This window comes from Sandaracinobacteroides saxicola (genome assembly GCF_014117445.1).
Lineage (GTDB): Bacteria > Pseudomonadota > Alphaproteobacteria > Sphingomonadales > Sphingomonadaceae > Sandaracinobacteroides_A > Sandaracinobacteroides_A saxicola.
The window spans coordinates 1430813-1443254 of sequence record NZ_CP059851.1; the positions used below are offsets into that span (position 1 = coordinate 1430813).

General features: G+C 66.9%; 8 protein-coding genes. 4 read left to right on the forward strand and 4 right to left on the reverse strand.

Annotated elements, in window-relative coordinates; all coding sequences use genetic code 11:
* The 3 genes from H3309_RS07185 to H3309_RS07195 all read right to left on the reverse strand — a co-directional run bounded on the left by H3309_RS07185 (position 1) and on the right by H3309_RS07195 (position 3388).
* Positions 1-849 carry a metallophosphoesterase gene (locus H3309_RS07185; protein ID WP_182298064.1) on the reverse strand — a complete coding sequence of 283 codons (849 nt, stop codon included), beginning with the start codon at positions 847-849 and terminating at the stop codon, positions 1-3.
* A gap of 81 nt (positions 850-930) precedes the next feature.
* The gene (locus H3309_RS07190; RefSeq protein WP_182298066.1) at positions 931-1839 is read right to left on the reverse strand and encodes a TraB/GumN family protein; all 909 of its coding nucleotides are present in this window, start codon (positions 1837-1839) and stop codon (positions 931-933) included.
* A 43-nt stretch (positions 1840-1882) separates the two neighbouring features.
* The gene (locus H3309_RS07195; RefSeq protein ID WP_182298067.1) at positions 1883-3388 is read right to left on the reverse strand and encodes an AMP-binding protein; all 1506 of its coding nucleotides are present in this window, start codon (positions 3386-3388) and stop codon (positions 1883-1885) included.
* 54 nt (positions 3389-3442) lie between these two features.
* On the opposite strand from H3309_RS07195, the gene H3309_RS07200 reads away from it, so the two are divergent.
* Genes H3309_RS07200 through ppdK form a run of 4 tightly spaced genes read left to right on the forward strand, consistent with a single transcriptional unit; the run spans position 3443 to position 11699 of the window.
* A complete protein-coding gene (locus H3309_RS07200; protein ID WP_207791570.1) occupies positions 3443-5518 on the forward strand; it encodes a molybdopterin oxidoreductase family protein in 2076 nt (691 codons plus the stop codon).
* A gap of 37 nt (positions 5519-5555) precedes the next feature.
* Positions 5556-6437, forward strand: a complete 882-nt coding sequence (locus tag H3309_RS07205) for a glycine--tRNA ligase subunit alpha (protein WP_182298069.1) — start codon at positions 5556-5558, stop codon at positions 6435-6437.
* Positions 6434-8989, forward strand: coding sequence for a glycine--tRNA ligase subunit beta (locus tag H3309_RS07210; RefSeq protein ID WP_182298071.1), 2556 nt, complete (start codon positions 6434-6436; stop codon positions 8987-8989). The genes H3309_RS07205 and H3309_RS07210 overlap by 4 nt, the downstream gene beginning before the upstream one ends.
* A 52-nt stretch (positions 8990-9041) precedes the next feature.
* Positions 9042-11699: a pyruvate, phosphate dikinase gene (gene ppdK / locus H3309_RS07215; protein WP_182298073.1), complete on the forward strand. Its 2658-nt coding sequence runs from the start codon at positions 9042-9044 to the stop codon at positions 11697-11699.
* Between the two features lie 200 nt (positions 11700-11899).
* On the opposite strand, the gene H3309_RS07220 is transcribed toward ppdK, so the two are convergent.
* A complete protein-coding gene (locus H3309_RS07220; protein WP_182298075.1) occupies positions 11900-12427 on the reverse strand; it encodes a helix-hairpin-helix domain-containing protein in 528 nt (175 codons plus the stop codon).
* Positions 12428-12442 lie beyond the last annotated feature (15 nt).

The window sequence follows — 12442 nt, forward strand, 5'->3', positions numbered from 1 at the left end:
TCAGGCGTTCGGCGCCGGATGCTCGGCCATGATGTGCTCGACCACGGGTTTCATGCGCAAGTCATAACGGGCGAGCGCGCGCTGGCCGGAGGCGACGCCGAAATGGGTGGTGAAGCCGCTGCCGTCCCACTGGTGGATGGCGAATGCCGGCGGTTCATCCACGATCATCGGGCGGCCATCGGGATGGTCGGCCATGGCGCGGAAGTCGAGCGCCACCTGCGGGCTGGTGGAGGGGCAGACGGCAACGGTGGTGCCGGCCCAATCGCGCAACAGGGCGCGATGGATGTGACCGGCAACGACGCGGCGGATCTGCGGGTTGGCGCGGACGATGCTTTCCAGCCGCATCACCCAGGGATCTTGCGGGAAAGCGGTCATCCAGGCGATGCCGGTGGGAATGGGCGGGTGATGCAGGATGAGGAGCGTGGGCGTGTCGGGCGCTTCGGCGAGGCGCGCGCGCAGCCAGCCGGCGCGGGATTCGCAGAAAGCGCCGCCGTGGTGGCCGGGGTCGAGCGTGTCGAGCATGACGAGGCGCAGGCCCGGCAGGTCAGCGGTGTAGTGGACATGGTCGGCATCGCGGCCCGTGGCGGTGAAGACCTGCGCGAATTCGTCCCGCCGGTCATGGTTGCCGACCCCGGCGAAGATCGGGAAGGGGCAGCGGGCGAGCGCGGCATGAAGGCGGCGATAGCTTTCGAGCGAGCCGAATTCGGTCAGGTCGCCGGTGACCAGGAGGCAGGCGGGCGCCATCGGGATCAGGATGTCGAGCACGGCGTTCAGGCGCTGGAGGTTGCGCTCGTTGGGGTTGTCGACATCGAAGCCGATGTGCAGGTCACTGATCTGCGCGATCAACATGGGCGCCCTCCGCCGGCCTTTGCGCGGGATGATGACAGCATTTCCTGGGCTTGGCCATGCACTGGCCGGCACGGCGGTGGGTTATCGACGGCGCTTGCGCTTTGCCGGGCGACGTTCCCGGGTGGGTTCGTTCACGCGCTCGGGCTCGATGCGCAGCGAGCGCAGCTTGTCGAGCAGGCTGTCGGGGCCGGCCATGTGCCCGGCGCCGACGGCGATGAACACCTTGCCCGGTTGCGCCATGCGGGCGGCGATCCAGCTGGCCCAGCGGGCGTTGCGGTCATTGAGGAGGATCATGCGCAGCGACGGTGAGCCGTCGAACTCGTCATTGAGGGCGGTGGCCAGCGAATCGATGCGGCCATTCAGCCAGTCGTCCACCAGCGCGCGGCTGCGGCGGTCGGCATCGGGCAGGTCGTCGAGGGCGGCAAGCAGGAGTTTCACCTGGTCGGTTTCGGGCAGGCTGTCGAAGAAGCCGAGCTGCTGTTCGAAACTTTCGAGGCCGGTGACGGGCATGCCGCGCGCCCGGGCGCGGGCGGTCAATACGGCTTCGACACCGTTGCGGGCGGAGACGCCGCGGCGTTCGCTGTCGGTCGAGGCGATCTCGAGCGCGGCATACCAGCTGTCATAGGCGTCGAGCGGGCCGGGGCGGAGGCGTTCGACGGCGGCGTTCAGTTCGGCGCGGCGGTTTTCAGGCACGCGGTTGCCGAGCGGCACGACCGCGTCCTTGCGGGCCAGGCGCATGATGGTGGGAAGCATGGCAAGCGGGTTGTCGGGGATGACGGCTTCGAGCACCAGCGTGTCGGCGGCGTCGAAGGCGCGCATGATCGCCGGCTTCTGCCAACGGATGCCGACGGGGAGCGTGTGGATGCTGCCGAACAGGGTGATGGTGGTGTCCGCGTCCCTGATGACCCATAGGGCGGGGGCAAGCGGGGTCTGCGCCGTGGCGGCGAGGCTCCACAGCAGGGCGAAAACAAGAGTTGCAAGCGAGCGCATGGCGGCCGCTTGTAGCCGGGAACGCCGGAAATGCCAGCGCCGCTCAGCGCCAGTAGCGGTCCTTCAGCAGGCGCTTGTACAGCTTGCCCGTGTCGTGGCGGGGGAGTTCGCGGTCGAAGTCGATCCGTTTGGGCGTTTTGATCGGGCTGAGGCGGGCGCGGGCGAAGTCGAGCAGCTCGGCTTCGAGCGCGGGGCCGGCGTCCGCCCAGTCGCGCGGCTGGACGACGGCGTGGACGGCCTCCCCGAGCGTTTCGTGGGGAATGCCAAAGACCGCGACGTCGGCGACCTTGGGGTGCATGACGAGCGCATCTTCAGTCTCTTGCGGATAGACGTTCACACCACCGCTGATGATCATGTAGCTGGCGCGGTCGGTGAGGTAGAGGTAACCGTCCTCGTCGACATGGCCGATGTCGCCAAAGGTGCTGCCATGGGCGCCCTGCACCTCGGCGGTCCTGGCCGGGTCGTTGTGATAGGCGACCTTGGGCCCGCCATGGAAATAGATGCGGCCGGTCTGGCCGGGGGGGAGGATATTGTCCTCCTCGTCCAGCACGCGGATTTCGCCGAGCAGCGCTTTCCCGACGCTGCCCTTGTGCGCCAGCCATTCGGCACTGTTGAGCGCGGTGAAGCCGCTGCCCTCGGTGGCGCTGTAATATTCGAAGATCTTCGGCCCGAACCAGTCGATCATGCGCTCCTTGACCTCGATCGGGCAGGGCGCGGCGGCGTGGATGATGGCGCGGATGCTGGAGATGTCGGCGCGAGCGCGGATGTCATCAGGCAGTTTCAGCATCTTGACGAACATCGTTGGCACGCATTGCGAATGGGTGACACGGTATTTTTCGATGAGCGCCAGATAGGCCTCGGGATCGAACTTGCGCATCACGATGACCGTGCCGCCGGTCTTGTGGACGGCCATGCAGTAGCGCAGCGGCGCGGCGTGATAGAGCGGTGCGGGGGAGAGATAGACGGCGTCGGGGCCGAAGCCGTAGAGCATCATGACGAGGCCGGTCAGCGCGTCGGGCTGGTCGATGGCGCCTTCGGGCAGCGGCCCGATGATACCCTTCGGCCGGCCGGTGGTGCCACTGGAATAGAGCATGTCGCGGCCGGCGGATTCGTCGGCGATGCGGCTGGCGGGTTGGGCGTCGAGCGCGGGTTCGAGCGCGGCGAACCCCTCGATGCCGCCACCGATGGCGTAGCGGTGGGCGACCGCGGGCAGGGCGGCCGCGACCGGGGCGAGGGCGGCGCTGGCGATCAGCAGCTTCGCGCCGCAATCCTGGACGATGTAGCCGGCCTCTTCGGCGGTGAGCTTGGTGCTGATGCAGGTGAAGATGAGGCCGGCGCGCTGCGCGCCCCAGCAGAGCGGGAGATAGAGCAGCTCGTTGACGGCGAAGAGGGCGATGCAGTCCCCGCGGTTGAGGCCGAGCGCGCGATAAAGCTGGGCCGCCTGGTTGGAGCGGGCTTCGAGCGCTGCGTAGCTGAGCGTCTCGCCGCTGTCGGCCATGATGATGGCTGGCTTTTCCGGGGTGTTGGCGGCGTGATGGAACGGGTGCATGCTGTCTCCTCCCGCAACCGACATAGGCCGCGCGGCGGCGAGAGGGGAGAGCTTGTGAGCACGGTCCATACCCGCACCTGCCATATCTGCGAGGCCAATTGCGGCATCCTGGTGGAGCTGGAGGGTGCCAAGGTGCTGAGCATCAAGGGCGATCCCGACGATGTGCTGAGCCGTGGCCATGTCTGCCCGAAGGCGACCGCGATCGCCGACCTGCAGGACGATCCCGACCGGTTGCGGACGCCGGTGAAGCGGATGGGCGACCGCTGGGTGCCGATCGAGTGGGAGACGGCCTATGCGGAAATCGCTGCCCGCTATGCCGCGATCAAGACGGCGGGCGGGCAGGGCGCGCTCTACATCGGCAACCCGACGGCGCACAATTACAGCGTGGGGATGCAGTTCGGTGCGTTGAAGAAGGCGCTGGCAACCGACAATGTGTTCAGCGCCTCGACCGTGGACCAGATCCCGCATCAGCTGGTGCAGCTGTGGATCTATGGCCACAACAGCCTGTTTCCGGTGGCGGACATCGATCGGACGCGGACGATGCTGATCATCGGCGGCAATCCGCTGGCCTCCAACGGCAGCGTGTGGACGGTGCCCGACGTGAAGCGGCGGATCGAAGCGTTGCAGGCGCGTGGCGGCCGGCTGATCGTGGTCGACCCGCGGCGGACGGAGACGGCGAAGATCGCCGACGAGCATCATTTCGTGCGACCGGGGAGCGATGCGGCGCTGCTGGTGGGACTGCTGCTCGCGCTGGATGCGGCGGGCGCGGTGCGGCCGGGGCGGCTGCTGCCGATGCTTAAAGACTGGGATGCCGTGTGGGAGGCGCTGCGGCGGTTCGATCTGGCGGACTGCGCCGCTTTCTGCGGCATCAGTGAAACGGCGTTTCATGAGCTGGCGGCGGCGCTGGGAGATGGTCCATCCATCGTCTATGGCCGGATGGGGGTGAGCGTCGCCGCGTTCGGCACGCTGAACCATTGGCTGATAGCGATGCTGAACATCGCCACGGGCCATCTGGATGCCGAGGGCGGGATGATGTTCTCGACGCCGGGCGTGGATGTCGTGGCGCAGTCCGGGCGAGGAAGCCAGGGGCGGCGGCACAGCCGGGTGCGGGGGTTGCCCGATGTGATGGGCGAGTTTCCGGTGGTGACGATGGCTGAGGAGATTCTGACGCCCGGCGAGGGCCAGGTGCGGGCGCTGGTGACGGTGGCAGGCAATCCGGTGCTGTCATGCCCCGATGGAGGAACGCTGGACAAGGCGCTGGAATCGCTGGAACTGATGGTGAGTGTGGACATGTATGTGACGGCAACGACACGGCATGCGCACTATATCCTGCCACCCTGTGGCCCGCTGCAGAAGGACCATTATCCACTGTTCCTGGGGGCAATTGCCGTCAGGAATTTCGCCAAATATGCGCCGGCACTGCTGCCGATGGGGGCGGATCGCAGTGACTGGCAGATCGTGTCTGAACTGTCGCGCGCGCTGCTGTCGGCGCGCGGGCAGGCGGTGCCCAACATCATGCACCCGCGCGAGGCGCTGGATGCGATGCTGCGGCGGTCGAACTGGGGGCTGACGCTTGCACAGGTGGAGGCGGCGCCGCATGGCATCGACCTGGGGCCGCTCCAGGCCGGGCGGCTGCCGGCGCGGCTGGCGACGCCGGACAAGCTGATCCACTGTGCCCCGGAGGCCTGCATGGGTGATCTGGACCGGCTGACGGAGGCGATGGCGGCGCCGGTGCCCGAGGGCCTGACGCTGATCGGGCGGCGGCATGTGCGGCAGAACAACAGCTGGCTGCACAATTCGCGCCGGCTGCTGAAAGGGCCGGATCGCTGCACACTGATGATCCATCCCGATGACGCCGCGCCGAGGGGGATCGGGGATGGCGCGATGGTGACGGTGGCGAGCGAGGCCGGCGAGGTGACGGTGTCGGCGGAGGTGAGCGACGACGTCATGCCGGGTGTCGTCAGCCTGCCGCACGGATTCGGGCATGGGCGCGAGGGTGTGAAGCTGAGCGTGGCGCGGGAGAAGCCGGGGGTGAGCATCAACGACCTGACGCGGCGCGACCGGTTCGATCCGCTGTCGGGCAATGCGGCGCTGACGGGCACGCCGGTGGCGGTGGCGCTGGCGGCCTGACTTGCCGGTTTAGTTTGTGCACCTTAAACGCGGCGGCATGACGAAGCCGACCTGCTTTCAGGACCTGATCCTGACATTGCACAACTATTGGAGCCGGCAGGGCTGCGTGATCCTGCAACCCTATGACCTGGAGATGGGGGCGGGGACCTTTCATCCGGCGACGACGTTGCGGGCGCTGGGGCCGGCATCGTGGAATGCCGCCTATGTGCAGCCGAGCCGGCGGCCGAGCGACGGGCGCTATGGCGAGAATCCGAACCGGTTGCAGCATTACTACCAGTATCAGGTGATCCTGAAGCCGTCGCCGGACAACATCCTCGACCTGTATCTGGGGATGCTGGAGGCGATCGGGTTGGACCTGCTGGCGAACGACATCCGCTTTGTGGAGGATGATTGGGAGAGCCCGACGCTGGGCGCCTGGGGGCTGGGGTGGGAGGTGTGGTGCAACGGGATGGAGGTGACGCAATTCACCTATTTCCAGCAGGTTGGCGGGCTGGATTGCGCGCCCGTGGCAGGGGAGATCACGCTGGGGCTGGAGCGGCTGGCGATGTATGTGTTCGGCGTGGACAATGTCTATGACCTGCCGTTCAACAACGCCGGGGTCAGTTATGGCGATGTGTTTCTGGAGCAGGAGAAGCAGTTCAGCGCCTATAATTTCGAGGCGGCGAATGTGGAGGCGTTGTTCGACGGGTTCGCCAAGGCGGCGGAGGAGTGCCGGGCGCTGGTGGGGCGGGGCCTGCCGTTGCCGGCCTATGACCAGGCGATCAAGGCGAGCCATTTGTTCAACCTGTTGAACGCACGCGGGGTGATCAGCGTGGCGGAGCGGCAGGCCTATATCGGGCGGGTGAGGGATTTGGTGAAAGCGGTGGCGCATCTCTATGCAGCGGTGCCGGACACCTCCTCGATGGAGAGCGCGGCATGAGCGACTTTCTGCTGGAGCTGTTTTCCGAGGAGATCCCGGCGCGGATGCAGGCCGATGCCTGTGCGCGGCTGAAGGCGGCGTTCGAGGCGTTGCTGGCCGACGCGGGGCTGGGTGCGGAGCGGGTGGAGGTGCATGCGACGCCGCGGCGGCTGGCGCTGCTGGCTTGGGGCCTGCCGGCGGGGAGCGCGGCGACGCGGGAGGAGAGACGGGGCCCGCGGGCGGATGCGCCGGAGCAGGCGATTGCCGGGTTTCTGAAATCGACGGGGCTGGCGCGGGAAGCGCTGGAGGTGCGCGACGATCCGAAGGGGCGGTTCCTGTATGCGGTGATCGGGAAGCCGGGGGCGGCGACCGGCGAGGTGTTGCGGGCGCGGTTGCCGGGGATGATCGAGGGGTTCGGCTGGCCGAAATCGATGCGCTGGGGGGCGGCGAGTGTATCGACGGCGTCTCCGCGCTGGGTTCGACCGTTGCGGGGAATAGTGGCGCTGCTGGACGGCGAGGTGGTGCCGTTCGCGGCGCATGGGGTGGCGAGCGGGCGGGAGACATTCGGACATCGGTTCATGGGGTCTCGGGCGGCGATTTCTGTGGAGACGCCGGCGACATATCAGGCGCAGTTGCGAGCCGGGTTTGTGGTGCTGGACGCAGGCGAGCGGGCGGCGATCATTCGGGAGGGGGCGGCGCGGCTGGCAGCAAGCCAAGGGTTTGCGCTGGTGCCGGATGCCGGGTTGGAGGCGGAGAATGCCGGGTTGACGGAGTGGCCTGTGCCGCTGTTGGGGCGGTTCGATCCGGCGTTCCTGAGCGTGCCGCGCGAGGTCATTCAGCTGACAATGCGGACGAACCAGAAATATTTTGCTGTCTGCGATCTCCCCCTTGTCCACCCCACGAGCAAGCTCGTGGGGACCCCGGTTAAGGGGGGAGCGACTCGCGTAGCGAGCGGAGGGGGTGGTGCCATTGCGCGCAGTGGGGACACTCCCTCCGCCGCTGGCGATGCCAGCGAGTCGCTCCCCCTTGCAGGGGGAGAACTTGGGGCGGCGTTTATTTGTGTGGCGAATATCGATGCGGCGGATGGGGGGGCGCGGATTGTTGCCGGGAATGAGCGGGTGTTGAGTGCTCGGCTGGCGGATGCGCGGTTCTTCTGGGAGCGGGATCTGGCGGTGCCGCTGGAGGATCTGGCGCCGAAGCTGGGGGAGATCGTGTTTCACGCCAAGCTGGGGAGCGTGGCGGACAAGGTGGAGCGGGTGGCGAAGCTGGCGCGCTGGCTGATTGAAAGTGGTGCGGTTCCGGTGGGTTCGGAAAGTGCGGGTGAGGCGTTGGCGGACTTCCCCACCCCCGGCCGCTCCCCTGAGCCGCAGGCGACCGAAGGTCAACGGGAGGGGAGAGGTTTGTTCGCGGATTTGGCGGAACGGGCGGCTCGGTTGGCGAAGTGCGACCTGGTGACGGGGACAGTGGGGGAGTTTCCCGAGGTGCAGGGGATCGTGGGCGGCTATCTGGCGGCGGCGCAGGGTGAGCATCCGGAAGTGGCGGGGGCCATTCGGGACCAGTATCGGCCGGCAGGACAGGGGGATGAAGTGCCGACGGCGCCGGTGAGTGTGGCGTTGGGGTTGGCAGATCGGCTGGATACGCTATCTTGTTTCTTTGTTGTTGATGAGCGTCCGACCGGATCAAAAGACCCATACGCCCTGCGCCGAGCAGCCATGGGAATCATCCATTTGATTATGACCAATCAACTACGCTTTGGTTTGGATAGCGTCTGGCCGCAATTTTTGCCTACTATAAATGAGCAGATGTATAATCGTGCTTGCAACATGTCTCCATTTATACCCATGTTTGAAACGGGCGAAGATGGAGAATTAAAGCAATGGCCAACAATAGGATTTGACCAAGATCGCAAAAAAATACACATCTCGTTTCAAGATGAACTATTCAATGTTGAACTTGATGAATTGGGTCAAAGATTTGCCGATGCTTATTTAATGACAGTTTATCATGCTGAACAAGGGCAAAAACATTTGAAGGATTTTCTCGCTGATCGCATTAAAGTGCAGCAGAGAGAGCGTGGCACTCGCCATGACGTAATTGACGCGATTTCTGTTTCTGGCGATGATGATCTTGTTCGTCTGGTGGAAAAGGCAAACGCCTTACAGAGATTTCTGAAAAGCTCAGATGGTGCGGATCTCTTTGCGGGCTACCGCCGTGCCGCGAACATCCTTCGTATGGAAGAACAGAACGATGAACGGAGTTTCAGTGTCGATCTGGCGCCGTTTGCCGACCGCTACATTGGGGAGACGGAGAAAAATTTGGCGGCGCTGTTCCTGCCGGCGGAGGGGAGTGGGGCGGTGACGTTGTTCGAGGAGGCGGATGCGTTGCTGGCGCGGGAGGATTTTGAGGGGGCGATGGGGGTGCTCGCGCGGTTGCGGGGGCCGGTGGATGCGTTTTTCGAGACCGTGCGGGTGAACGATCCCGACCCGAAGGTGCGGGAGGCGCGGCTGGCGTTGCTGGCGGCGGTGCGGGACCTGATGCACCGCGTGGCGGATTTCTCGAAGATCGAAGGGTAGTGCTGCACCGCAGCATGGTTGATTTTGGCGGGGGGTGCCGTAAACGCCGCTTATGATCATTCATCCTTTTGGGGGCGGTGTCGCGTCCGCGCATGGCCTGGGCAAGAATCACCTCGGCGGCAAGGGGGCGAACCTGCATGAGATGGCGGGGATCGGCCTGCCGGTGCCGCCGGGGTTCGTGATCCCGACGCCCGTGTGCGCGGATCATTATGCCGCCGGGGGAACACTGCCGCCGGCGCTGTTGCCGGAGATCGCGGCGGGAATCGGCCATATCGAGACGGCCGTTGCCAGCGGCGCGCGCTTCGGGGATGCGGATCATCCGCTGCTGGTGTCGGTGCGGTCGGGCGCGCGGGTGTCGATGCCGGGTATGATGGACACGGTGTTGAACCTGGGGCTGAACGATGCGACCGTGCTGGGGCTGGCCGCGCGCTCGGGCGATGCGCGTTTTGCCTGGGACAGCTATCGGCGGTTTGTGCAGATGTATGGCGATGTGGTGCTGGGCATCGACCACTACCTGTTCGAGGACGCGCTGGAATATGCCAAGGAAGACAAGGGCGTAAGCCTGGATACCGAGCTGGACGCCGACGACCTGAAGGCGCTGGTCGCCGCCTATCTGGGGATTGTGGAGCGCGAGCAGGGGGCACCCTTTCCGCAGGATGTGACGGCGCAGCTGCATGGCGCGGTGGCGGCGGTGTTCGGATCCTGGCGGAGCGAGCGGGCGGATGTCTATCGCCGGCTGAACGACATTCCGGAGGACTGGGGCACGGCCGTCACCGTCCAGGCGATGGTGTTCGGCAACCGCGGCGAGACCAGCGCCACCGGCGTCGCGTTCACGCGCGATCCCTCGACCGGGGAGCGCGGTTATTATGGCGAATATCTGCTGAATGCGCAGGGAGAGGATGTGGTGGCGGGCATCCGCACGCCGCAATATCTGACGCGCGCGGCGCGGGAGAAGGCGGGCGCGAAGGCGGCGAGCATGGAGGAGGCGCTGCCGGTCGTCTATGCCGAGCTGGCGGCGCTGTTCGACCTGCTGGAGCGCCATTACCGCGACATGCAGGACATCGAGTTCACCGTGGAGCAGGGCAAGCTGTTCGTGTTGCAGACGCGCAGCGGCAAGCGGACGGCGAAGGCGGCGCTGAAGATCGCCTGCGACATGGTAGAGGAAGGGCTGATTGACCAGCGAACCGCCATTTTACGGGTGGATCCGGCGATGCTCGACCAGATGCTGCACCCAACGCTGGACCCGGCGGCGAAGCGCGATGTGATCGTCCGCGGCCTGCCGGCCTCGCCCGGCGCGGCGAGCGGCGCCATCGTGCTGGACAGCGAGACCGCGGAGAAGCGCGCGGCGATGGGCGAGGATGTGATCCTGGTGCGGGTGGAGACCAGCCCGGAGGATATCGCCGGCATGCACGCGGCGCGCGGCATCCTGACGGCGCGCGGTGGCATGACCAGCCATGCGGCCGTGGTGGCGCGCGGGATGGGGCGGCCATGTGTGTCGGGCGCGGGCAATCTGGCGATCGACATGAATGCGCGCAGCGTGCGCTTTGGCGGCGTCGAGCTGGCGGAAGGGGCGGTCATCACGCTGGATGGCGCCAATGGCGAGGTAATGCGCGGCACCGTTGCAACGGTGCAACCGGAACTCACGGGTGATTTCGCCCGGCTGATGCTGTGGGCGGACGCGCACCGGACGATGGCGGTGCGCACCAATGCCGAGACGCCGGCCGACTGCGCGACGGCGCGGAGCTTTGGCGCCGAGGGCATCGGGCTGGCGCGAACGGAGCATATGTTCTTCTCGCCGGAACGAATCGTCAGCGTGCGGGAGATGATCCTGGCGGCTGACGAGGCCGGGCGGCGGGCCGCGCTGGCGAAGCTGCTGCCGGCGCAGCGGGAGGATTTCCGCGCGATCTTCGGCATCATGGCGGGGCTGCCGGTGACGGTGCGGCTGCTCGATCCGCCGCTGCACGAGTTCCTGCCGCAGCGGGAGGCGGATTTCGCCGATGTCGCCGACGCGACCGGCGTGGGCGTGGATGTGCTGAAACGGCGCAATGCCGAGCTGCACGAGTTCAACCCGATGCTGGGGCATCGCGGCTGCCGGCTGGGGGTGACCTTTCCGGAAATCTACGAGATGCAGGCGCGGGCGATCTTCGAGGCGGCGGTGGCGGTGGCGCAGGAGGCCGGCGTGGCGCCGCTGCCGGAGGTGATGGTGCCGCTGGTGGGGACGCGGCGCGAGCTCACCCTGATGAAGGCGGTGATCGACGCGGCGGCGGAGGCGGTGTTCGCCGAGACCGGCGTGCGCGTGCCCTATCTGGTGGGGACGATGATCGAGCTGCCGCGCGCGGCGCTGCGCGCCGGGGAGATTGCCGAGGATGCGGAGTTTTTCAGTTTCGGCACCAATGACCTGACGCAGACGACGCTGGGGATCAGCCGGGACGACGCCAGCCGCTTCCTGGGGGTCTATGTCGACAAGGGCATCTATGCGCATGATCCGTTCGTGACGCTGGATGTCGATGGCGTGGGCGAGTTGGTGCGGATCGCGGCGGAGCGCGGGCGGGCGGCGCGGCCGGGGCTGAAGCTGGGTATCTGCGGCGAGCATGGCGGCGATCCGGCGAGCATCGCCTTCTGCCAGACGCTGGGGCTGGATTATGTCAGCTGCTCGCCGTGGCGGGTGCCGATTGCGCGGCTGGCGGCGGCGCAGGCGGCGTTGAGGTAAAACGGCTGGTGCGGGAGGCCCCCTCCCGCTCGCTGGCGCGAGTCGCCTCCCCCACAAGTGGGGGAGGGGCTTCCTCCTGTTCGGTCGTTTGCAGCCGGCGCGCGCATCGGGCTCGCCTGCGGCTCGCACCCACCCCCGACCGCTGACGCTTCGCGTCGTCTTCGACTCCCCTTCTCCGCTTCGCGGGAGGGAGGGGAGGGTTAGGGGAGCGGGCCGAAGATGGCGGTGTATTCGGCGGTGCGGCCTTCGGTGAGGAGTTTGGCTTGTTCGACCAGGCGGTCGCGGGTGAGGCGGCCGGTGAAGGGGCCGAGGTTGCTGTCGAGTTCCGCGGCCGCGCTGTTGGACAGAGCGGCGAGCTGCTGGAGCGTGGTGATGCCCTGGTCGGCGAGGGTGGCGGCGAGTTTCGGGCCGAGGCCCTTGAGGCTGGTGAGCGGCGCGTCGGTGACAGGCGCGCTGACGGGGGGTGGCGCGGCGGTTTTCAGCGCGGAAAGTTCGGCTTGCAGGCGGGCGATGTCGCCGCGGGCGCGTTCCAGCGCCCGTTCGGCGTCGGCGCGGGCACGAACGGCGGCGTCGCGGTCGGCCTCCACTTTCGCGATGCCATGATCTGCCGCGCGGATGGGGGCGGGGGCGCCGCGTTTCGTGGCGCGGCCGAGCAGGAAGCCGACGAGGACGGCGACCAGCAGCAGGCCGGCGAGCATGAGCGAGACATTGTTTGCGAGGCTTTCCATGGGCGCGCTTGTCCG